This window comes from Mesorhizobium sp. BR1-1-3 (assembly GCF_020165455.1).
In the GTDB taxonomy this organism is placed as follows: Bacteria; Pseudomonadota; Alphaproteobacteria; order Rhizobiales; family Rhizobiaceae; genus Mesorhizobium; species Mesorhizobium ciceri.
The window spans coordinates 101,769-122,850 of sequence record NZ_JAIUIC010000012.1; the positions used below are offsets into that span (position 1 = coordinate 101,769).

A 21,082-nucleotide genomic window follows, 5' to 3' on the forward strand; every position below is an offset into this window, starting at 1 on the left:
GGCAAATGAGACGATCGCATGTGACGACCGTGTCATTGCTTGTGGCATTGGCTCTTGCCGCCTGCACCAACGCAAAGGACGTGCTCGAACCGTCGGCGATCACCCCGCCGGCGACGTCGACCCAGACGCTGCCCGCAACGTCAGGCAACACGGCGGCAACGGTTCCGGCCGGGCCCGCCACCAGCACGTCTGGCGCTCCCGCAACCGCCGCCGCACCGGTCACATCAGCCCAAAGCGCTGCCATCCTGTCGAAGACCCGCTTGCAGATCGCGCCGATCGTCGGCGCTTCGGTGGAAGCTGCGACACCTCTGACGGCGGAGTTGCAGACCCGTGCCAGGCAGCGCGGCATCACTCTCGCCGGCAGCGCCGACCAGACCGTGACACATGTGCTGAAAGGCTATTTCTCGACGATGTCGGAAGGCGCCGACACCACCGTCATCTATGTCTGGGACGTCTATGACCCCGCTGGCAACCGGCTGCACCGCATCAATGGCCAGCAGAAGGCTCCGTCGGTCAATTCCGGCGGCAGCGCGGGCGGCGACAGCTGGAAGGGGATCTCGCCGGCCACCATGCAGGCGATCGCCGACCAGACCATCGACCAGTTCGCCGCCTGGCTCGGCGGCAAGGCGGGCTAGAGGCATCGGACCCCAAAGTGGAGACGGTTTTGGGAAAATCCGATGCCCAATGAGAAGAAGGACCAGCACAAGTCCCGTGTTCCCTGTTGCAGTCCGGCGATGGCGCGGAGCTTTCTTGAGTTTAGCCGGCGGATTCCCGATCTCGGCGCTTGCAATACCAGCGCGGGCCGCTAAAAGCCCGGTTAAAGGGCGCAAGCGAGTCCGTCAGGCCTCATCATCCTCCACCAGGAACCGTGCATGAAACTCTTCGCGGGCAATTCCAACAGGGTGCTGGCCGAAGCAGTCGCCCGGTACCTCAATGTCCCGCTGGGCAAAGCCACGGTCAGGCGCTTCGCCGACCAGGAAATCTTCGTCGAAATCCAGGAAAACGTGCGCGGCGAAGATGTCTTCATCCTGCAGTCGACCTCGTTTCCGACCAACGATCATTTGATGGAACTGCTCATCATGATCGATGCCTTCATGCGCTCCTCGGCCAAGCGCATCACGGCGGTCATCCCTTATTTCGGCTACGCCAGGCAGGACCGCCGCGCCTCCGGCCGCACGCCGATCTCGGCCAAGCTGGTTGCCAACATGATCACCCGCGCCGGCGTCGACCGCGTTCTGACGCTCGACCTGCATGCCGGCCAGATCCAGGGCTTCTTCGACATCCCGACCGACAATCTGTTTTCCGTGCCGGTCATGGCCCGCGACGTGAAGGCCAAATACAAGCAACTCGGCAACGTCGTGGTGGTTTCGCCCGACATTGGCGGCGTGGTCCGCGCTCGTGCGCTGGCCAAGCGCTTCGATGCGCAACTGGCCATCGTCGACAAGCGCCGCGAACGGCCGGGCGAATCGGAAGTCATGAACATCATCGGCGCGGTCGCCGGCAAGGATTGCCTCCTGATCGACGACATCGTCGATTCCGGCGGCACGCTGTGCAACGCCGCCGATGCACTGCTGGCCAACGGCGCCACCAGCGTCACCGCCTACATCACCCACGGCGTGCTGTCGGGCGGTGCCGTTGCCCGCATCAGCGGCTCGAAGCTGCAGGAACTGGTGATCACCGATTCCATCCAGCCGACCCAGGGCGTGCTCGACGCGCCCAACATCCGCGTCATCTCGATCGCCGACCTGATGGGCGAAGCCATCTCGCGCACGGCGACTGAGGAATCGGTGTCCAGCCTGTTCGACTAAACCCGCCTGCCCTTAAGGCGCGGAGCTTTCCAACCGAACCGGGCCGATCAGGCGACGAGCGACCTCGACGTTCTCGCGTGCGCCGCGCATATAGCCGCGCGGCGAGGTCCCCAGCATGCGCTTGAACATGGTGATGAAGGCCGGCACGCTGTCATAGCCGAGATCAAGCGCCACCCTGGTGATCGGCTCGCCGTCCGCCAGCCTGGGCAGCGCCGCGAACAGGCAGGCCTGCTGGCGCCATGTCGACAGCGACAGGCCGGTCTGGCGCTGGAAGGCGCGCGTGAAGGAACGGCGGCTCATGCCGGCTGCATCGGCCCACTCGTCGATGGTCGCATGCGGCGACGGTGCTGCGACGAAGCGTCGGCACAGCGCCGACAATCTTGGATCGGACGGAAATGGCAGCCCGAGAGGCCGTTCCGGCAAGGTCGGGATTTCGTGCAGCAAAAGGTTCATGATCAGCCCACCGCGTCCTTCCAGAACGCCGCCTTGCGGGAGCTTCTCCGATTCCACGATCAGGCTGTGCATCAGGTCGGTGACGCCCACAACGCGCAAGCCTTCGGGCAGCCCGGGGATCGCCTGTGGCATGACATAAACCGAACGCATCGAGACGTCGCCCAGCATCTCGACGGAATGCTCGGTGCCGGCTGGAATCCACATCGCGTGGTCGGGCGGCACCATCCAGCGCCCGTAGCGTGTCGTCACCAGCACCACACCGACAAGCGCATGCAAGAGCTGGCTGCGGCTGTGGCGGTGCTGTGGCACGCGGTAGCCGTCAGGATATTCGGTCGGCAATGCCACCGCCGGCCCGGCCACTTGCTCAAGCCACTGCCAGCGGCTCTCGTGCAACTGGCCGAGATTGGCATTGCCAGCGTGAAAGACTTCTTTGCCGTGCGGCATCTAGTTATGGCCCACTTGCGAAACTATTGGACCAAACCACGAAAGAAGTCGTCTCGCAAGCGGCTTATAAGGCACCGTCCCTAGGATGGCCGCAAGGAGCGTCCGCCAGTTGCCTGCGGGCGTGCCCGCCAAAAAGACCACGGAGCCTACCTTGACCGATACGACAGCAGCCAGCGTCGCCCCACCGGCGAGCGCCAGTCACGCCTCAGCCCAGGCGACGGCCTTCACCGTCATCCTGGCGGTGAGCTTCTGCCACTGCATCAACGACATCATGCAGTCGCTGCTATCGGCCATTTACCCGCTCCTGAAAGAGAATTATGGCCTCGATTTCTGGCAGATCGGCTTGTTGACCTTCACTTTCCAGGTGACCGCATCCTTGCTGCAGCCGCTGATCGGCATGATCACCGACAAGCGGCCGATGCCCTATTCGCTGCCCTACGGCATGGCGTCGTCGCTGATCGGCTTGATCGTGCTCGCCTATGCCGGGCATTATTCGCTGCTGCTGATCGGCGCCTCGCTGATCGGCATCGGCTCGGCGATCTTCCACCCGGAATCCTCGCGCATCGCCCGCTTCGCTTCCGGCGGCCGCTTCGGCCTGGCGCAGTCGCTGTTCCAGGTGGGCGGCAATTTCGGCCAGTCCATGGGGCCGCTGCTGGCGGCCTTCATCGTCGTGCCGTTCGGCCAGACCAGCATTTCCTGGTTCGCCGTCGGCTCGCTGATCGGCATCATCGTTTTGTGGCAGGTCGGCGGCTGGTACAGCCGGCTGCGTGCCGCGCAGGGCACCCGCAAGGCGGCGAGCTTCGTTTCGCCCTTCCCGCGCCGCAAGGTGATGAATGCATTGATCGTGCTGACACTGCTGGTGCTGAGCAAGAATGCCTACATCGCCAGCCTCGCCAGCTACTACACCTTCTATTCCATGCATAAGTTCGGCGTTTCTGTGCAGATGAGCCAGGTCATGCTGTTCCTGTTCCTCGGTGCCTCGGCGCTGGGCATCCTGCTCGGCGGCCCGTTCGGCGACCGCTATGGGCAAAAGGCGATGATCTGGTTCTCCATCGTCGGCGTGCTGCCCTTCACGCTCGCCCTGCCCTACGCCAATCTGGAATGGACGATGGTGCTGACGGTGCTGATCGGCCTGATCCTCTCCTCGGCGTTCTCCAACATTGTCGTCTTTGCGCAGGAGCTCGTGCCGGGTCGCGTCGGCATGATCGCCGGCATCTTCTTCGGCTTCGCCTTCGGCATGGGCGGCATCGCGGCGGCCGTGCTCGGCGTCGTCGCCGACATGAAGGGCATCGATTTCGTCTTCCAGATCTGCTCCTATTTGCCGTTCCTTGGATTGCTGACCGTGTTCCTGCCCAACATGAAGGAAGCGCGCAAGGCGCAGGCGGCCGCCTAGATCAGGCCTGAAACCCACGCAAGGAAAAGCACCCGCCGGACGGCGGGTGCTTTTTTCGTTCCAACGGCCTATGCTTTGAAGAAGGCCAGCAGGTCGGCGTTGACGATGTCTGCATGGGTCGTGGCCATGCCGTGCGGGAAGCCCTTGTAGACCTTGAGCTCGCCCTTCTTGAGCAGCTTGATCGTCAGCAGCGCCGAGTCCGCGATGGGAACGATCTGGTCGTCGTCGCCGTGCATGACCAGCACAGGCACGTCGATCGCCTTCAGATCCTCGGTGAAGTCGGTTTCCGAAAAGGCCTTGATGCAATCATAATGCGCCTTGGTGCCGCCCATCATGCCCTGGCGCCACCAATTGTCGATGACGCCCTGCGATACCTCTGCGCCCGGGCGGTTGAAGCCGTAGAACGGACCTGATGGAACGTCGCGGAAGAACTGGGCGCGATTGGCTGCCTGCGCGGAGCGGAAGCCGTCGAACACTTCGATCGGCAGGCCGCCGGGATTGGCGGCAGTCTTGAGCATGATTGGCGGCACCGCGCCGATCAGCACCGCCTTGGCGACACGGCCGCCGGCGCCATACTTGGCGACATAACGCGCCACTTCGCCGCCGCCGGTCGAATGGCCGACATGGATGGCGTTCTTGAGGTCCAGATGGGCTGCGAGTTCCGCGACGTCGGCGGCATAGGTGTCCATCTCGTTGCCGATATCCGTCTGGGTCGAGCGGCCATGGCCTCGGCGATCATGGGCAATGACACGGTAGCCCTGTGACACGAAGAACAGCATCTGGGCGTCCCAATCGTCGCTGCTCAACGGCCAGCCGTGATGAAAGACGACAGGCTGCCCGGTCCCCCAGTCCTTGTAGTAAATCTGCGTTCCGTCCCTGGTGGTGATCATGCCGCTGCCGGAGCTGGGTTTGGTTTGCGAGGTCATCTCAATCTCCTTCTGGTTATTTTCGCGATAAACAATATCGCGATAACGACATAGCTAACGCGGCCTAAAACCCTTGTCCACAAAAATATGTATCGCGATATCATTTTTCGTGGTATCGAAATGATGCCCACATTGGCAAAAGGAATGCGCCGTGCCTCTCCCGTTGGACAATCAGCTCTGTTTCACGCTCTATGCCACCAGCATGGCGATCAACCGCACCTACAAGCCGATGCTGGACGAGATGGGCATCACCTATCCCCAGTACCTGGTGTTGAACGCGCTTGGAGAGGCCGACGGCATGTCGGTCGGCACCATCGCCCATCGGCTCGCTTTGGAATCGAGCACCGTCACGCCGCTGGTGAAGCGAATGGAGCAGGCCGGGCTGGTGACCCGCCAGCGCAGCCAGACCGACGAACGCCAGGTGCAGGTCGATCTGACATCAGCCGGGCGCGCACTGCTTGTCCAATGCAACTGCCTGAACGAAGCCTTGGTCGAACGCTCGGGCATGACGCTGACTGAGCTCGATGCGCTGAACCGGCAGATCCAGGCGTTACGCGCCGCGTTGACCGGCGACCGCTAGCACGGCTTGACGACGGCTAAGCCAAACGTCGGAAGAGGCCACCATCATGCGGACTTAAGCACGGCAAATGGCCGTTTGCGCATGGCTCGCTTTGCCTGGAAACTGACGGCGGGAGCGGGACGGCCGACATGGAAGCCCTGGATCTTGTCTATGCCGAATTCGCGCATAAGGGCCATCTGCTCGTCTGTCTCCACCCCTTCGACCAGGATTTTGTGGCCGCGATTTCGAACCAGGGTGATAATGTCCTGCAGCATCGCCTTGCCGCTCGGGGAGCTGCAGTCATGCAGAAACGAGCGATCGATCTTCACCGTATCGAAATCAATCAGGCGAAGCCACGAAAGACCCGCGAAGCCGGTCCCGAAATCATCAAGCCAGATCTTGATCCCGAGCAGCTTCAGGTCGCTGATGCAGCGCAGGATGTCGGAGTGCATCTCCATCTCCAGCCCTTCGGTGATCTCGAAGGCCAGCCTGTTGCCTGCGACACCCGTCTCGCCCAGAATTGTCGCGACCGACGTCGCGAAGCCCGGTGTCTTGAGCTGGATCGGGGAGACGTTGACACTGACGACACGGACGTGGTCGTCCGCCAGCAGTTCGGCGCACACTGTCCTTATCGCCCAGCGCCCGAGTTCCAGGATCGCGCCGGTCCGTTCGGCGACCGGAATGAACAGGCTCGGCGGAACCGATGTGCCGTCGAGCATCTTGAGGCGCATCAGAGCCTCCACCGCTTCAACCCGGTCCGATTTGACATCCTGGATAGGCTGGTAAACGAGTGAAACGAGATTCTGGCCGATCGCGATCTTCAGCAAAGCCGCAATGTTCTCGCTCTCGTCACTGCTTTGCGGGTCGGTTGGATCGAACAGCCGGGCACAGTTTCGGCCGCCGGCTTTCGCCAGATAGAGAGCGCGATCGGCCTCGTGAATGATTTTCTCCAGCTTGGCCCCGGTCTGCGTCCGGGTGAATGCGGCGCCAACGCTTACCGTTACGATAGAGACGCCGTCGCGCCGCAGTTCGTGCGTCAGAGCCAGGTTCTCCACCGTTCTGCAAATGGCTTCCGCAATGTCCAGGATCTGCTCCTTTTTCTCCATGCGAGCCAGGACGATGAACTCTTCGCCGCCATAGCGGCCGATGGAGCCATTATACTGTTTGATCATATCGCTAAGGGCATTGGCGACATGGATCAGGCAGCGGTCGCCTTCCTGATGGCCGTAGCAGTCATTGAACTTCTTGAAGAAGTCCACGTCGATGAGGATCGCCCCAAAGCTGGTGCCGACCTTTTGCCAATCGTTCCAGTAGTCTCGCAGCTTCTCGTCGATCGCGCGCCGGTTCTCCAGACCCGTGAGCGGATCGGTCCGCGACAACCTCAGCAGGGCCTTGCCGCGTTCGGTCGCCTCATTGTGCTGGATCTTGGCTTCCAGGGCGTTCAGGAAGACGTTGTAGCGTTCCTCATTCAGTTTCCAGTTCACATATGAGGTGAACGTGAAACAAGAAACATAGAAAGCCCCAAATACCATTTTGTATATGAGAGTTGATGGAACAAAGTAATTTACGATATAAAGTATACATAGGATTATTGTCGAGGTTACGATAGAAAGCTTGAAATTGAATGTAAAGAAAAGATTGGCGCTCATCATGAATATGGTCCCAAAGACCATATAGTAAGAGACGCTTTCCTTGTCCGCGCCCATAATCGCCGGGCACAGCCAACCAACATAGCCAAAGATGATGGCCCCGGCGCAGGTCACGTCGAGCCATTCCGTCCCGACGCCGTGGCGAAGCTGCGCTTCCAGGATCAAAAGCGCGCTCAAGCCGACCGCGAAGCGCGCCGTGATCGTATAGGCGGCCACATCCGGGATCAGCAGCAGATCCGTTGCCGAAAACAAGAGATAGATCGCAACTGCGATCCAAAGCCCTGGCCTGGCTTCCCCTCTTCGCGTCGCCCGGGCTTCAGTGCGGTAGAGGGCGCGAAGTTCGTCGGCCCCCAATTCGTAGCGCGGCTCGTACGGCTCCGCATCAACCGTATCGGCCAATGCGGATGACACGTGTTCGTTCATCACAATCGACCCCTTTTGAAAGGGATTTTGTTTTCCGAACTCATTTCCAGCTTCTGCCCCCACGCGGGCCGGCTCCTTGGGACGCGACGGCGATTGCGAACGCCGGGCAAACAAATGCAATCGCGCAAGACAAGTTTCCGTTAACTCGAACCCGGAATCCGGCTCGGAAGCTGATTAACCAACGAACATGGTTGGCGGGAAATTAATCATAAACCTAAAATGCCGTCGGCCCGACATTGGCAAAGGGAGCATTCTACGCAATAAGTTAACCGACTGTTAACTATGGAGTGATGGCGTGCAGACCGTTCTTGATGGCAAAAGCTTGATTACTGCCGAGATGCTCGCCGGCACGCTGCCTCGGGGAAAGATCGAGCATCATGGCGAAGCGTTCGAAACCGCGCGCGCGGAGCTTGCCCTCATTCTCCACGCGACACAGCAGCAGGTCGAACAGGACAAGAACCCGGCCGAGATCGTCGGCCGCTTGCTGTCCTTCCTCAATGGCCTGCATTCCAAGGTTCATCCCGACGTCTGGCATGCGTTGATACCGGTCGCGCAGAACCATCCGATCCTGAAGTATTTTCTCGAGGATCCACTGACGCACTGGTCCTTCACCAAACCCAGGGGCTATTCCGGCGACGCGCAGTTGCTCGACTACATCTATTGTGATCCGCACGTGGCAGAGAGCGTGGCGAACGCCTCGGAGGTCGGCAAAGCACTCTATAGCCATACCCAGAACGTACCGTCATGCGTCGCGGCCCGGGAACGACGCGACCTCCTGACCCGATATGTCGACGAGATCGCGGCCAAGAACGGACCGGAAACCGAGGTTCTGGCGATCGCGGCCGGCCATTTGCGGGAAGCCAATCGTTCGGTCGCCCTGACGGAGGGCCGTCTCAAGCGCTGGGTTGCGCTCGACCAGGATCCCCAGAGCGTTGGGCTGATCTCGCGCGACTTCCAGGGCACCGCCGTCGAAGCCATCGACGGCTCGGTGCGAACCGTGCTCACGCGGGGCCACAAGCTCGGCAAATTCGACTTCATCTACGCCTCCGGCCTTTACGACTACCTCGCCCACAACGTCGCGGTGAAACTCACGAAGACCTGCCTGCAGATGTTGAAGCCGAACGGAACATTCCTGTTCGCCAACTACGCCGAGGGCACCCCCGACGCGGGGTATCGGGAGACGTTCATGGACTGGGTGTTGCTGCTGCGATCGGAGGTCGATATGTGGAACATCGTCAATGCCAGCGTCGACCGCAACACCGTCGAGGCGCAGGTATTCTTCGGCGAGAACCGCAACGTGCTCTATGCCGTCATCGAAAAGCGCGGATAGCGGCCGTCTGGGCTGCACCAGGCCGGTCGTGCCTTTGGCTTGCACCTCCGGCCGCCTTCCGCTATAGAGCCGCCACCCGCGTAGACACCCTTGGAGGCAACGCGGCGGAAGGCCGCCTTCCCGCATGATCCCGAAAAGTGGATTCCGGTTTTCGGACCAGATCATGCATGGGTATGTCGGCTTTCGACGTTTACGGTCCAGGCACTCTGCCCACCGTGAGCGCTCCAGAACAACCGAAAGGAAATGCCATGAGCCACGACACTTACGAGCTCAAGGCCGAAGCACGCGAACAGGTCGGTAAGGGGTCCGCCCGTGCAGTTCGCCGCAACGGTAAAGTGCCTGCAGTAATTTATGGTGACAAGCAGCCTCCCCTGGCTATCGCGCTCACCTACAAGGACATCTACTACAAGATCCATGGCGGCGGGTTCCTGACCACGATCGCCACAATCGATGTCGACGGCAAGAAGATCCAGGTCCTGCCGAAGGACTTCCAGCTCGACCCGGTCAAGGATTTCCCTGTCCATGTCGACTTCCTGCGCATCGGCAAGGACACCGAAGTCAATGTCGACGTGCCTGTCCACTTCATCAACGAGGACAAGTCGCCCGGTATCAAGCGCGGCGGCGTGCTCAACATCGTGCGTCACGAAGTCGAGTTCCACTGCCCGGCCAATGCGATCCCGGAATTCATCACCGTCGATCTCACCGGCGCCAACATTGGCGATTCGATCCACATCTCGGCGGTCAAGCTGCCGGCTGGGGTCAAGCCTGTGATCTCCGACCGCGACTTCACCATCGCGACCATTGCCGGTTCGTCGGCGATGAAGCCGGAGACGGAAGAGACGGCTGAAGCGGCTGCACCTGAAGCGGCTCCTGCCGCCGAAGAGAAGTAACTCTTTCACGCCCGGAGCAGGCGATGCTGCTGTTTGCAGGTCTCGGCAATCCGGGCGCGAAATACGCCGGCAATCGGCACAATGTCGGTTTCATGGCGGCGGACGCAATCGCCCGCCGCCATTCCTTTTCGCCCTGGTCGAAGAAATTTCAGGGCCTGATCGCCGAGGGCTCGCTCGGCGGCGAAAAAGTCGTCCTGATCAAGCCGCAGACCTTCATGAACCTGTCCGGCCAGTCGGTCGGCGAAGCGCTGCGCTTCTACAAGCTCGAGCTTTCCGCGCTCACCGTCTTCTATGACGAGATCGATCTTGCCGAAGGCAAGCTGCGCATAAAGACCGGCGGCGGCGCCGGCGGCCATAACGGCATCCGTTCGATCGATGGCCATGTCGGCAACGCCTATCGCCGCGTACGCATCGGCGTCGGCCATCCAGGCGTCAAGGAAATGGTCCAGCACCATGTGCTCGGCGATTTCGACAAGGCCGACCGGGAATGGCTTGACCCGCTGCTCGACGCGATCGCCAACAACGCCGCCATGATCGCCAAAGGCGACGAATCCGGCTTCATGAACAAAGCCAGTCTCGCCGTCCAGGGCAAGGCCGGGCCGGAGCCCGAAAAATCGGCACCTAAGCAGCCGGCGCAGAAGCAGCAAAGTCACGTCCGCCAGGCACGGCCCCAACAGCCCCTGGCCAAGCTGCCGGAAAGCGGTCCAATGGCCGCCATGCTGAAGAAGCTGTTCGGCGGCAAGGACTGAGCATCAAGGGGACCGAAGGGCTTGACGTTGATCACCCCTATCGCCCATAGCCCTGATCAAATTTCTATTTCCCGATAGGACCGGACAAAATGGGTTTCAAATGCGGCATCGTTGGCTTGCCCAACGTCGGCAAGTCGACGCTTTTCAACGCGTTGACCAGAACAGCTGCGGCGCAGGCCGCCAACTATCCGTTCTGCACCATCGAACCGAATACCGGCGAGGTCGCGGTGCCCGATCCGCGCCTGCAGAAGATCGCGGCGATTGGCAAGTCAAAGGAGATCATCCCGACCCGCATCTCCTTCGTCGACATTGCCGGTCTGGTGCGCGGCGCCTCGAAGGGCGAAGGGCTGGGCAACCAGTTCCTCGCCAACATCCGCGAGGTCGACGCCATCGTGCATGTGCTGCGCTGCTTCGAGGATGACGACATTACCCATGTCGAGGGCCGCATCGACCCGGTGGCCGATGCCGAGACGGTCGAAACCGAGCTGATGCTCGCCGACCTCGACAGCCTCGAGCGCCGCATCGTGCAATTCCGCAAGCGCGCCGGCAGCAAGGACAAGGAAGCGACGTCAGTGCTGCCGATGATGGAGGCAGCGCTCGAACTGCTGCAGGCCGGCAAGCCGACCCGCATCCTGCTCAAGGATATTTCGGCCGAAGATTTGCGCATCCTGCAGGGCCTGAACCTTCTGACCTCGCATCCCGTGCTCTATGTCTGCAACGTCGCCGAGGCCGACGCAGCCACCGGCAACGAGCACACCAGGGCCGTGGAAAAGATGGCGACCGCCCAGGGCGCCGGCACCGTGGTGATCTCGGCCGCCATCGAAGCCGAGGTCGCACAGCTCTCCGATGAGGAAGAGATGGAATTCCTGTCCTCGCTCGGCCTCGACGAGCCCGGCCTCAACAAGGTCATCCGCGCCGGCTACGATCTGTTGCACCTCATCACCTACTTCACCGTCGGGCCGAAGGAGACGCGCGCCTGGACCATCCATAAGGGCGACAAGGCCCCCCAGGCCGCCGGCGTCATCCACACCGATTTCGAGCGCGGCTTCATCCGCGCCCAGACCATCGCCTACAATGACTTCGTCACACTGGGCGGCGAAGTGGCGGCCAAGGAAGCCGGCAAGGCCCGCGACGAAGGCAAGGAATATGTCGTCCAGGACGGCGACATCCTGCTGTTCAAGTTCAACACCTGAGGCTGGTCTATCGAGCATCCAGACGTCCGACGGGGTAACCGACGAAACTTTTCAGGCGTGATTTTCCGACTCGGCCGGCGGCCATCCGCCGGGCCGCCCGGGACAGCCACTTGTCTTGATTTTGTCACGTCACAGGTCTAAGCGGCAGACGCACGGTCGGCGCTGGCGCCGGGAACCGTGCAATCCAACACGACGCGTCAATCCGAACGCACCCTTTGGCCCCAGCAAGGGAATCAGGCGATGATCAAGGCCTTCGTCGTGGACAATGATCGCCTGCGCGTCGTCGACGATCTCCTGGCAAACAGCGAGACCATCGTCTGGGCGGACCTCTTCAACCCGACAAAGGAAGAGGAAGCGACGATCGAGAGCTGGCTCGGCGTTGCCATTCCGACGCGCGAGGAGATGGAGGAGATCGAGATTTCGAGCCGCCTCTATGTCGAGGACGGCGCCTACTTCATGACCGCAACCCTGCCCGCGCAGACCGAGGTCGACGATCCCTTGATGTCGCCGGTCACCTTCGTGCTCGCCGGCACAAGGTTGATCACTGTGCGCTACCATGAGCCGAAGGCCTTCAAGACCTTTCCGCAGCGCGCCGAGAAGGTGGCGACCGGCTGCACCAGCGGCGACACCATCCTGATCGGCTTGCTGGAGGCGATCGTCGACCGTCTCGCCGACATTCTGGAGCGTGCCGGCCGTGACATCGAGGCGATCTCGCGCGATATCTTCGAGGCGCGATCGACCAAGGTTTCCAAGCGCAATCGCGACTTCCAGGAATTGTTGAAAGCCATCGGCCGCAAGGAGGACATCGCGTCTTCGATCCGCGACAGCCTGATCTCGCTGCAGCGCCTGGCGGGCTTTTTCGCCCATGCCTCGACCCGCACCAAGATGAGCAAGGACACCAAGGCGCGCATCAAGACGCTGTCTCGCGACGTGCTGTCACTCGCCGACCACGCCACCTTCCTGTCGCAGAAGATCTCCTTCCTGCTCGACGCAACGCTCGGCATGATCTCGATCGAGCAGAACGCCATCATCAAGATCTTTTCGGTCGCCGCCGTCATCTTCCTGCCGCCGACTTTGGTCGCCTCGATCTACGGCATGAATTTCGACGTCATCCCCGAGTTGAAATGGGAACTTGGCTATCCCTTCGCCATCGCCATGATGGTGCTGTCGGCGATCCTGCCCTTCTGGTATTCCGCCGCCGCGGCTGGCTCTGAGTGGGCCTGTCGATCGGCTGCCACAGGCTGGCGCAGTAGAAATCGCTTGACCAAATGAACGCCGGCCTGCATCCGGAAACCCCGATCCTGAGGATCGTGGGCCGACAAGCCGGATTCCAGACCATGACCGCAGAGATAAAAACATGGGCCTATGAGGACTTCATCGAGGGTGCATCGATCGACCTCGGCTCGAAGCTCGTGAGTGCCGCCGAGATCGTCGAATTCGCCGGAGAATTCGACCCGCAGCCGATGCATCTCGACGAGGAAGCCGGCAAGGCCAGCATCCTCGGTGGGCTGGCGGCGTCGGGCTGGCACACCTGCGCCATGTTCATGCGCATGCTGTGCGATGCCTTCCTGTTGGACTCGACCTGCCAGGGCGCGCCCGGCGTCGATCAGGTCAAATGGAAGAAGCCGGTCCTGGCCGGCGATCAACTGACCGGCACCCTGGTGGTCGTTGCCAAGCGCCTGTCCAAATCGAAGCCGCAACTCGGCTTCGTTACAATGCGCAGCGAACTGTTCAACCAGCGCGGCGAAAGCGTCTTCGAGCTCGAGAACTCCGTCATGTTCCTCACGCGCGATGCCGCAGGGAGCCAAGCATGACACTGGACGAGTTCTTTCGTATCGGCACCACGGTAACGCTCGGCTCGCACACATTCGAGCCCGAGGCGATCAAGGCCTTCGCCCGCAAATACGACCCGCAGATCTTCCATACCGACGAGGAGGCCGCGAAGAAAAGCGTGCTCGGCGGGCTCTGCGCATCCGGCTGGCACACCGCCGCCACCTGGATGAAACTCAATCTGGAAAACAGTATGGACGCCGAGGTAGCAGCCTGGAGCGGCCCCGGTCCGGTGCCGGAATTCGGCCCCTCGCCTGGCTTCAAGAACCTGAAATGGCTCAAGCCGGTCTATGCCGGGCAAACCATCACCTTTACGCGCACCGCGCTGTCGCATCGCCCGATTGCCTCACGCCCCGGCTGGCGGCTGCTGGCGCTGCGTTCGGAAGCTTTCGATTCGACCGGCGCCAAGGTGCTCGAGTTCGAAAGCGCCGTGCTGGTGAAGGCCGAGTAGAGGCGGCGCTTCTTCCTTCTCCCATGTGGGAGAAGGGAAGAACGCTCAATGCCCCTCGAACCCAATCAGCGTCCGCACCGGCACGCCAAGCGCCTCCAGCTTGGCACGGCCGCCGAGGTCCGGCAGGTCGATGACGAAACAGGCGGCGAGGATGTCGGCACCTATCTGGCGCAGCAGCTTGACCGCCGCTTCAGCCGTGCCGCCGGTGGCGATCAGATCGTCGACCAGGATCACTTTCTCGCCCGGAGCAACACCGTCCTTGTGCATCTCCATTTCGTCCAGCCCGTATTCCAGGCTGTAGGCGACGCGCACCGTCTCGTAGGGCAGCTTGCCCTTCTTGCGGATCGGCACGAAACCGGCCGAGAGCTGATGGGCGACGGCGCCGCCAAGGATAAAGCCGCGCGCCTCGATGCCGGCGATCTTGTCGATCTTCTGGCCGGCATAGGGATGCACCAGTTCGTCGATGGCGCGGCGGAAGGCGCGCGCATTGCCAAGCAGCGTGGTGATGTCGCGAAACAGGATGCCGGGCTTGGGATAGTCCGGAATGGTGCGGATCGCGGCAAGCAGCGTGTCTTCGAGCGAGGATTTCATGGGTCGAGATTACCTGAAACGGAGATTGTTGCGCGACAATTGTTCGATCGAGCTGCAGCCCATCAGCTTCATGCCGCGTTCGATCTCGACCCGCATCTGTTCGAGCGCCCGTTCCACGCCGGGCTGGCCGGCCGCCGCGAGCGGAAACAGATAGTAGCGTCCGACGCCGACGGCCTTGGCGCCGAGCGACAGCGCTTTCAGCACGTGTGTGCCGCGCTGCACGCCGCCATCCATGATGACGTCGATCCTGTCGCCAACGGCATCGACGATCTCGGCAAGCTGGTCGAACGCCGCCCGTGAGCCATCCAACTGCCGCCCGCCATGGTTCGACAGCACGATGCCGCTGCAGCCGATGTCGACAGCGCGTTTGGCATCCTCCACCGACATGACGCCCTTGAGGCAGAACGGACCGGACCAGAGCTTGACCATCTCGGCGACATCGTCCCATGTCATCGACGGATCGAGCATCTCGGTGAAGTAACGGCTGATCGACATCGTGCCGCCGCCCATGTCGACATGCTCGTCGAGCTGCGGCAGCTTGAAGCCCTCATGGGTGAAATAGTTGATCGCCCAGGCCGGCTTGAGCGCGAACTGCGCCATTCCGGTAAGGTTGAGCTTGAAGGGAATGGCAAAGCCGGTTCGTTTGTCGCGCTCGCGGTTTCCCCCGGTGATGCTGTCGACGGTCAGCATCATCACCTCGACCCCGACCGCCTTTGCCCGCTGCATCATCGCCCGGTTAAGACCGCGATCCCGGTGGAAATAGAACTGGTAGACTTGCGGGCCGCTGCTGATGCTGCGCGCCTCCTCGAGGCTGACAGTGCCCAGCGACGACACGCCGAACATCGTGCCGTATTTGGCGGCGGCCTTGGCGACCGCGCGCTCGCCCTGGTGATGGAACAGGCGCTGCAAGGCGGTCGGCGAGCAATAGAACGGCATCGCCAGCTTCTGGCCCATGACCGTCACCGACATGTCGACCTCGCTCACCCCGCGCAGCACGTTGGGAACGAGGTCGCAGGTCTCGAAGCTTTCGGTGTTGCGGCGATAGGTGACCTCGTCGTCCGCCGCGCCGTCGATGTAGTTGAAGATCGGTCCCGGCAGCCGCTGCTGCGCCATGCGGCGGAAATCGGAAAAGTTGTGACAGTCGCTGAGCCGCATCATCGAATTCCAAAGGCCATGGCGGGACAAGTTTCTCGCCACCGTTCGATGCATCGAATATCAACCTGTTGTCGGCGTGCCAACGGACTATTTTTCGAACCGCCCTTCGGACATGGCCATGAGCAAAAAAGGGACGCCGAAGCGCCCCTTTCTGGTCTGATCCGATTGACGAAGATTACATGCCGAGATCCGAACGAAGCTCGGCCCTGGCCACTTCATATTCGGCCTTGAAGTCGTCCCGGTTGAGCAGGACCGCGGCGATGACGCTGCCGGAAATCCTGCCCATCTCGACGTCGGACGCATAGTGGATGCCGCCGACCTCGCGGTTGTGGGCGTATTCGGCCGCACGCGCCAGGATCTCTGCGCGCTTTTCAGGAACCATATCGGACAGGATAATGCCCATCATGGTGCCGACGGTGGCGTGGCCGGACGGCCAGGAACCGGAGCTCGACAACTTGACCGCCGGCTTGACGAGGTCGCTGAGCTGGTGCGGACGCGGGCGCTTCCAGATATCCTTGGCCGGATCGACGACGGCGCCTTCGGTGGCCACGACGCGATCGAAGAAGGCGCTGAATTTGGGCAGCGTTTCCTTGTTGAATTTCGGCCCCATGACGTTGGCGAAGCGCCAGACATTCTCCTCGGCATCGGCAACGGCGCTGGCCACCATCTCGGGCGTGCGTGTCACCTGCAGCATCAGCACCTCGCCGAGTTCGGCCTTGGTCTGTGCCGAATCATTTGCCGGCGGCGGCGGCAGGATCATCGTCAGGTCGACATCCTTGTTGGTGACGAAAGGCTGGGCGTCTTCCGCTTGCGCGGCCGAGCCGACGATGAGCAGCAACAGGCCTGCCGCGAGCGATGCGTATCTTTTCATGGGTGCGATCCTTTGATGAGATCAGCACAGGATCGCCGGATGCGGTGACGGCCATGTGACATGGCCGGCTTCTGGAAATGCAAAAGGGCGCCTCTCGGCGCCCTTCGTGATCACTTGATCGTGTGGCTTAATGCGCCACGCCTTCCCACACCTTGCGCTTGGTGAGATAGACCAGCGCGCCGAACAAAAGCAGGAACACCAGAACGCGAAAACCGGTCTTCTTGCGGTCTTCCATATGCGGCTCGGCCGCCCATGCCAGGAAGGCGGAGACGTCGCGGGAATACTGGTCGATGGTCTGCGGCGCACCGTCATCATAGGTCACCTGACCATCGGAGAGCGGCTTGGGCATCTTCAGCGACACGCCGGACATGAAGTACGGATTGTAGTGGGTGCCTTCCGGGATGACCATGCCGGCCGGCGGCGTCTGATCGTAGCCCGTCAGCAGCGAGTGGATATAGTCGGGGCCGCCCGCGTCGTACTGGGTGAAGATATCGAAGACGAACTGCGGAAAACCGCGTTCGACCCCGCGAGCCTTGGCCAGCAGGGACATGTCTGGCGGAGCAGCACCGCCATTGGAGGCAGCGGCGGCTTCCTCATTGGCGAAGGGCGGCGGGAAGTGGTCGGACGGCTTGCCCGGACGGTCGAACATGTCGCCGGCATCGTTGGGACCGTCGTGGATGGTGTACTCGGCCGACAGCGTCTTGATCTGCGCATCGGAATAGCCGAGGTCCGACAGCGTGCGGAACGCCACCAGGTTCATCGAATGGCAGGCCGAGCAGACTTCCTTGTAGACCTTGAGGCCGCGCTGCAGCTGCGCCTTGTCATAGGTGCCGAATGGGCCAGTGAAACTCCAGTCCATTTCCTTCGGCTCGTCGATCGGGAAATGCGTCGGATTGGCCACATTGTGTGCCTCTTCGGCGGCGATCGCCCGAGTGCCCGCGGCCCCAGCGGCGACGGCCACAAGGCCGATCAGCGCCAGCGAGGTGAGAATCTTTTTCATGCCAAATCCCCTTAGATTCTCTACCCGCTCAGCCTTTGGTTTCCGGAGCCGCCGTAGCGCCCGCCGGATGTCCGCTGCCGCCCTTGTTCTTCTCGAGCACCGCCTCGGTGATCGAGTTCGGCAACCGTCGCGGCGTCTCAATCAGGCCGAGCACCGGCAGCGCGATCAGGAAGAAGGCGAAGTAGAACAATGTCGCCATCTGCGCCATGAACACATAGCTGCCTTCTGCCGGCTGCGAGCCCAGCCAGCCAAGCAGGATGGCATCGGCCACGAACAGCCAGAAGAACAGCTTGTACCAGGGCCGGTAAACCGCCGAGCGCACCTTCGAAGTGTCGAGCCACGGCACCAGGAACAACATGACGATGGCGCCGAACATGCATAGCACGCCGCCGAGCTTGGAGTTGATCGGCCCGACATTGAAGGTGATGGCGCGCAGGATCGCGTAGAACGGCAGGAAGTACCATTCGGGCACGATGTGGGCCGGCGTCTTCAGCGGGTTGGCGACGATGTAGTTGTCGGGATGGCCGAGATAGTTCGGCAGGTAGAAGACGAAATAGGCGAAGAAGAACAGGAACACGATCATGCCGAACGCGTCCTTGATGGTCGCGTAGGGGGTGAAGGCCACGGTGTCGGTCTTCGACTTGACCTCGATGCCCGTCGGGTTCGACTGGCCGACGACATGCAGCGCCCAGATGTGCAAAACGACGACGCCGGCAATCATGAACGGCAGCAGGTAGTGCAGTGCAAAGAAACGGTTCAGCGTCGGGTTGTCGACGGCAAAGCCGCCGAGCAGCAGCTGCTGGATCCAGTCGCCGACCAGCGGAATGGCGCTGAAGAAGCCGGTGATGACGGTGGCGCCCCAGAAGCTCATCTGGCCCCATGGCAGCACGTAGCCCATGAAGCCGGTCGCCATCATCAGGAGATAGATGATGCAGCCGAGGATCCACAGCAGTTCGCGCGGCGCCTTGTAGGAGCCGTAATAGAGGCCACGGAAGATGTGGATGTAGACGGCGACGAAGAAAAACGAGGCGCCGTTCGAATGCATGTAGCGCAGCAGCCAGCCCGAATTCACGTCGCGCATGATCTTCTCGACCGAGCCGAAGGCCAGATTGGTGTCGGCCGTGTAATGCATGGCCAGCACGATGCCGGTCAGGATCTGCGCCACCAGCATGATCGACAGGATGCCGCCAAAGGTCCATGCATAGTTGAGGTTGCGCGGCACCGGATAGGCAACGAAGCTGTCATAGACCAGCCGCGGCAGCGGCATGCGGGCGTCGAACCAGCGTCCGAGACCGGTTTTGGGCGTATAGGTCGAGTGTCCCTCGCTCATCGAAATATCCCCCTGCCTCAACCGATAAGGATCTTGGTATCGGAAATGAACTTGAATACCGGAACCGCCATGTTCTCCGGCGCCGGGCCTTTGCGGATGCGGCCGGCGGTGTCGTATTGCGAACCGTGGCACGGGCAGAACCAGCCGCCGAAATCGCCTTCCTGGCCAAGCGGAATGCAGCCGAGATGCGTGCAGACCTGAACCATCACCATCCAGGCTTCCTTGCCGGGCGTGGTGCGATTGGCGTCGGTCGCCGGTGCGTCGGCCGGCAGATTGGCGTTGCGGGCGATCGGATCCTTGAGATCGGCCAGCTTGACCGCCTCGCCGTCCTTCATTTCCTGTTCGGTGCGGTTGCGGACCACGACCGGCTTGCCGCGCCATTTGACGATCAGCGACATGCCCGGCGTCAGCGAGGCGACGTCGACTTCGACCGAGGCGAGCGCCAGCGTCGAGGCGTCAGGGCGCATCTGGTCGATGAACGGCCACGCGAAAGCACCCGCGCCGACCACTGCGGCCATGCCGGTGGCGACGTAGAGAAAATCACGACGGTTGGGATCCTGGGTGTCGGTTGCGCTCACGGGTGCCTGATCCTTTCGCCTCTTCCGTGCCGGTGGTTGAGCCTTGTTCCCCGCTCAATTACGCCAACCCGACAGCGCATGGCGAACAGGCTTGCGAATTCCTCCGGCATTTGGACTTCGGTTTATGCGTGAAGCCCGTTTTTGTCCAGACGGGTGAAGGCACAAGGGCAGATTGTCGCGGGGACAAAATCCGCCGCCGGTCAACACGACGCCGGATAGCCGCCAACCATCACTAAACAACCGGGAAACACCCGCAAATCCGACGCCCTTGTTCGGCTCGACACAAGGCCCCAGCCGGGTCTATCCTTGTCATCATGGCACACGTCATAGACCGCGACACCTGGGCCGTTCGCTCGGACCATTGGAAGGGCGAGTTGCAATGTGGCGCCTACGGCTCCAACTCCTGCCTGATCTTCAACTATCTGCCTGATGTCGGCGGCGGCCCGCGCCTGCACACACATCCCTACGCGGAGATCTTCATCATCCGCCAGGGCACCGGCCTGTTCACTGTCGGCGACCAGGAAATCGAGGCATCCGCCGGCCAGATCCTGATCGTGCCACCCAATACGCCGCACAAATTCACCAATCTCGGCCCAGGCCCGCTGGAAACGACCGACATCCACGAGAATGGCAGCTTCATCACCGAATGGCTGGAGTGATCCCTATTTCGCGCCGAGCCTGGCCAGCACCGCTTTCGGGATGTTGTATTCACGAATGACGGCATCGTGCTTGCGCAAGCCGCACAGCTCGCGCTGGATGAAATAGCCATGCACCGCCTCGGCGGCATCCTTGAGCAGAAGGGGGCGCAGTTGCTCGTCGGCATTGTCGCGCAGCCTGGCCAGCGTTTCCTCTACCCGCTGGCCGGCGCGGCCGAGTGCTGCCGCCTTTTCCGCCAATATTTCATGGCCGAGCGCGTCGAAGGCGGCTTCGGCGGCCGAGGCGCCGGCAAGATGAGATGGCGGACGCAAGGACATTTCAGCCTCCTTTCCCGAAAACCATGCGGTGTGTGACGAACTCTTCGCCCGCCACGCGCTGAAAGCCAAGCCGTTCATAGAAACGGAAAGCTTCTTGCGGCGCGCGGGTGTTCAGCATGGCGAAATGGTGACGTGCCCTGTCGACAACGGTTTCGACCAGCATCCGGCCAAGGCCGGCGCGACGGTGGCGCGCGCTCACAAACAGGTGCCGGACCCGGCCGTGGCCCCTGCCCTCGAAATAGGGATCGATGTTCAACCCGCACACGCCGGCGAGTTCCCTTCCATACCATGCTCCGTACAGCGCCTCCCCCCGTTTCAGGAACTTGTTGCGGCCACTTGCCCAGCCATCCGCAAGGCGTACCAGCATCCAGTAGCCTTCCAGCCGGCTCTCTTCCTTCAGCGTGTCGAAGGCCGGCATGGTCGGCCGGAGCCGCTTGAGCACGTAGCCGACCTCTGGGATGGCGCCTGTCGATCCACCCATGGAG

At 61.8% G+C, this 21,082-nt stretch carries 22 protein-coding genes and 1 pseudogene; 12 read left to right on the top strand and 11 right to left on the bottom strand.

All coding sequences use genetic code 11. The annotated features are described in order from the left end of the window. Positions 1-5 precede the first annotated feature (5 nt). Together LB559_RS24550 and LB559_RS24555 are read left to right on the top strand one after the other, a co-directional pair. Positions 6-635 (top strand): hypothetical protein, encoded by a 630-nt coding sequence (locus tag LB559_RS24550; RefSeq protein WP_013530003.1) that lies wholly within the window; start codon positions 6-8, stop codon positions 633-635. 237 nt (positions 636-872) lie between these two features. Then, complete coding sequence (locus LB559_RS24555; RefSeq protein ID WP_013530002.1) at positions 873-1,808, top strand: ribose-phosphate pyrophosphokinase; 936 nt, start codon at positions 873-875, stop codon at positions 1,806-1,808. Between the two features lie 12 nt (positions 1,809-1,820). Here LB559_RS24555 and LB559_RS24560 read toward each other — a convergent pair whose 3' ends face one another. After that, a complete protein-coding gene (locus LB559_RS24560) occupies positions 1,821-2,705 on the bottom strand; it encodes an AraC family transcriptional regulator (protein ID WP_013530001.1) in 885 nt (294 codons plus the stop codon). 151 nt (positions 2,706-2,856) lie between these two features. Between LB559_RS24560 and LB559_RS24565 the strand changes: the two genes are divergently transcribed. Then, positions 2,857-4,098, top strand: coding sequence for an MFS transporter (locus LB559_RS24565; RefSeq protein ID WP_063170320.1), 1,242 nt, complete (start codon positions 2,857-2,859; stop codon positions 4,096-4,098). 68 nt (positions 4,099-4,166) lie between these two features. On the opposite strand, the gene LB559_RS24570 is transcribed toward LB559_RS24565, so the two are convergent. Further along, positions 4,167-5,024: an alpha/beta fold hydrolase gene (locus LB559_RS24570; protein ID WP_024505632.1), complete on the bottom strand. Its 858-nt coding sequence runs from the start codon at positions 5,022-5,024 to the stop codon at positions 4,167-4,169. A 151-nt stretch (positions 5,025-5,175) separates the two neighbouring features. Here LB559_RS24570 and LB559_RS24575 point away from each other — a divergent pair, with 151 nt between their 5' ends. Next, entirely contained in the window at positions 5,176-5,604 is a 429-nt protein-coding gene (locus tag LB559_RS24575) for a MarR family winged helix-turn-helix transcriptional regulator (RefSeq protein WP_013529998.1), read from the top strand. 44 nt (positions 5,605-5,648) lie between these two features. On the opposite strand, the gene LB559_RS24580 is transcribed toward LB559_RS24575, so the two are convergent. Beyond that, complete coding sequence (locus tag LB559_RS24580; RefSeq protein ID WP_224675186.1) at positions 5,649-7,655, bottom strand: putative bifunctional diguanylate cyclase/phosphodiesterase; 2,007 nt, start codon at positions 7,653-7,655, stop codon at positions 5,649-5,651. A gap of 295 nt (positions 7,656-7,950) precedes the next feature. Between LB559_RS24580 and LB559_RS24585 the strand changes: the two genes are divergently transcribed. The 7 genes and pseudogenes from LB559_RS24585 to LB559_RS24615 all read left to right on the top strand — a co-directional run bounded on the left by LB559_RS24585 (position 7,951) and on the right by LB559_RS24615 (position 14,098). Then, on the top strand, positions 7,951-8,985 hold the full coding sequence (locus LB559_RS24585; RefSeq protein ID WP_013529996.1) for a methyltransferase: 1,035 nt from the start codon (positions 7,951-7,953) through the stop codon (positions 8,983-8,985). A gap of 248 nt (positions 8,986-9,233) precedes the next feature. Further along, a complete protein-coding gene (locus LB559_RS24590) occupies positions 9,234-9,875 on the top strand; it encodes a 50S ribosomal protein L25/general stress protein Ctc (RefSeq protein WP_013529995.1) in 642 nt (213 codons plus the stop codon). 23 nt (positions 9,876-9,898) lie between these two features. Beyond that, positions 9,899-10,624, top strand: coding sequence for an aminoacyl-tRNA hydrolase (gene pth, locus LB559_RS24595; RefSeq protein ID WP_224675187.1), 726 nt, complete (start codon positions 9,899-9,901; stop codon positions 10,622-10,624). Positions 10,625-10,713: 89 nt separating this feature from the next. Beyond that, positions 10,714-11,817, top strand: coding sequence for a redox-regulated ATPase YchF (gene ychF, locus LB559_RS24600; protein WP_024505635.1), 1,104 nt, complete (start codon positions 10,714-10,716; stop codon positions 11,815-11,817). Positions 11,818-12,057: 240 nt separating this feature from the next. After that, a pseudogene (gene corA, locus LB559_RS24605) lies at positions 12,058-13,031 on the top strand (magnesium/cobalt transporter CorA). Positions 13,032-13,154: 123 nt separating this feature from the next. Next, positions 13,155-13,631, top strand: coding sequence for a MaoC family dehydratase (locus LB559_RS24610; protein WP_224621482.1), 477 nt, complete (start codon positions 13,155-13,157; stop codon positions 13,629-13,631). Next, positions 13,628-14,098 (top strand): MaoC family dehydratase, encoded by a 471-nt coding sequence (locus tag LB559_RS24615; RefSeq protein ID WP_224675188.1) that lies wholly within the window; start codon positions 13,628-13,630, stop codon positions 14,096-14,098. The genes LB559_RS24610 and LB559_RS24615 overlap by 4 nt, the downstream gene beginning before the upstream one ends. 45 nt (positions 14,099-14,143) lie before the next feature. Here the strand turns inward: LB559_RS24615 and LB559_RS24620 are convergent, their stop codons facing one another. The 6 genes from LB559_RS24620 to petA all read right to left on the bottom strand — a co-directional run bounded on the left by LB559_RS24620 (position 14,144) and on the right by petA (position 19,623). Further along, complete coding sequence (locus LB559_RS24620; RefSeq protein WP_013529989.1) at positions 14,144-14,689, bottom strand: adenine phosphoribosyltransferase; 546 nt, start codon at positions 14,687-14,689, stop codon at positions 14,144-14,146. A 9-nt stretch (positions 14,690-14,698) separates the two neighbouring features. After that, entirely contained in the window at positions 14,699-15,844 is a 1,146-nt protein-coding gene (locus LB559_RS24625) for an alpha-hydroxy acid oxidase (RefSeq protein WP_024504555.1), read from the bottom strand. Positions 15,845-16,019: 175 nt separating this feature from the next. Then, positions 16,020-16,715, bottom strand: coding sequence for an acid phosphatase (locus tag LB559_RS24630; protein WP_224675189.1), 696 nt, complete (start codon positions 16,713-16,715; stop codon positions 16,020-16,022). Between the two features lie 127 nt (positions 16,716-16,842). Beyond that, the gene (locus LB559_RS24635; RefSeq protein ID WP_013529986.1) at positions 16,843-17,715 is read right to left on the bottom strand and encodes a cytochrome c1; all 873 of its coding nucleotides are present in this window, start codon (positions 17,713-17,715) and stop codon (positions 16,843-16,845) included. A 28-nt stretch (positions 17,716-17,743) separates the two neighbouring features. After that, positions 17,744-19,045, bottom strand: a complete 1,302-nt coding sequence (locus tag LB559_RS24640; RefSeq protein ID WP_013529985.1) for a cytochrome b — start codon at positions 19,043-19,045, stop codon at positions 17,744-17,746. Between the two features lie 17 nt (positions 19,046-19,062). Next, entirely contained in the window at positions 19,063-19,623 is a 561-nt protein-coding gene (gene petA / locus LB559_RS24645) for a ubiquinol-cytochrome c reductase iron-sulfur subunit (RefSeq protein ID WP_013529984.1), read from the bottom strand. A 314-nt stretch (positions 19,624-19,937) separates the two neighbouring features. Between petA and LB559_RS24650 the strand changes: the two genes are divergently transcribed. Then, complete coding sequence (locus LB559_RS24650; protein WP_013529983.1) at positions 19,938-20,282, top strand: cupin domain-containing protein; 345 nt, start codon at positions 19,938-19,940, stop codon at positions 20,280-20,282. 3 nt (positions 20,283-20,285) lie between these two features. Here LB559_RS24650 and LB559_RS24655 read toward each other — a convergent pair whose 3' ends face one another. After that, positions 20,286-20,597: a DUF6665 family protein gene (locus LB559_RS24655; RefSeq protein WP_013529982.1), complete on the bottom strand. Its 312-nt coding sequence runs from the start codon at positions 20,595-20,597 to the stop codon at positions 20,286-20,288. 1 nt (position 20,598) lies between these two features. Next, complete coding sequence (locus LB559_RS24660; protein WP_224675190.1) at positions 20,599-21,078, bottom strand: GNAT family N-acetyltransferase; 480 nt, start codon at positions 21,076-21,078, stop codon at positions 20,599-20,601. Positions 21,079-21,082 lie beyond the last annotated feature (4 nt).

Excerpts from the sequence above, each read along its gene's own strand:
- LB559_RS24610 (WP_224621482.1), top strand. The coding sequence starts at position 13,155 with ATGACCGCAGAGATAAAAACATGGGCCTATGAGGACTTCATCGAGGGT.
- pth (WP_224675187.1), top strand. The coding sequence starts at position 9,899 with ATGCTGCTGTTTGCAGGTCTCGGCAATCCGGGCGCGAAATACGCCGGC.
- LB559_RS24555 (WP_013530002.1), top strand. The coding sequence starts at position 873 with ATGAAACTCTTCGCGGGCAATTCCAACAGGGTGCTGGCCGAAGCAGTC.
- LB559_RS24625 (WP_024504555.1), bottom strand. The coding sequence starts at position 15,844 with ATGCGGCTCAGCGACTGTCACAACTTTTCCGATTTCCGCCGCATGGCG.
- LB559_RS24615 (WP_224675188.1), top strand. The coding sequence starts at position 13,628 with ATGACACTGGACGAGTTCTTTCGTATCGGCACCACGGTAACGCTCGGC.
- LB559_RS24590 (WP_013529995.1), top strand. The coding sequence starts at position 9,234 with ATGAGCCACGACACTTACGAGCTCAAGGCCGAAGCACGCGAACAGGTC.
- LB559_RS24550 (WP_013530003.1), top strand. The coding sequence starts at position 6 with ATGAGACGATCGCATGTGACGACCGTGTCATTGCTTGTGGCATTGGCT.
- LB559_RS24580 (WP_224675186.1), bottom strand. The coding sequence starts at position 7,655 with ATGAACGAACACGTGTCATCCGCATTGGCCGATACGGTTGATGCGGAG.
- LB559_RS24630 (WP_224675189.1), bottom strand. The coding sequence starts at position 16,715 with ATGAAAAGATACGCATCGCTCGCGGCAGGCCTGTTGCTGCTCATCGTC.
- LB559_RS24660 (WP_224675190.1), bottom strand. The coding sequence starts at position 21,078 with ATGGGTGGATCGACAGGCGCCATCCCAGAGGTCGGCTACGTGCTCAAG.
- LB559_RS24635 (WP_013529986.1), bottom strand. The coding sequence starts at position 17,715 with ATGAAAAAGATTCTCACCTCGCTGGCGCTGATCGGCCTTGTGGCCGTC.
- LB559_RS24640 (WP_013529985.1), bottom strand. The coding sequence starts at position 19,045 with ATGAGCGAGGGACACTCGACCTATACGCCCAAAACCGGTCTCGGACGC.
- ychF (WP_024505635.1), top strand. The coding sequence starts at position 10,714 with ATGGGTTTCAAATGCGGCATCGTTGGCTTGCCCAACGTCGGCAAGTCG.
- LB559_RS24650 (WP_013529983.1), top strand. The coding sequence starts at position 19,938 with ATGGCACACGTCATAGACCGCGACACCTGGGCCGTTCGCTCGGACCAT.
- LB559_RS24655 (WP_013529982.1), bottom strand. The coding sequence starts at position 20,597 with ATGTCCTTGCGTCCGCCATCTCATCTTGCCGGCGCCTCGGCCGCCGAA.
- LB559_RS24570 (WP_024505632.1), bottom strand. The coding sequence starts at position 5,024 with ATGACCTCGCAAACCAAACCCAGCTCCGGCAGCGGCATGATCACCACC.
- LB559_RS24560 (WP_013530001.1), bottom strand. The coding sequence starts at position 2,705 with ATGCCGCACGGCAAAGAAGTCTTTCACGCTGGCAATGCCAATCTCGGC.
- LB559_RS24620 (WP_013529989.1), bottom strand. The coding sequence starts at position 14,689 with ATGAAATCCTCGCTCGAAGACACGCTGCTTGCCGCGATCCGCACCATT.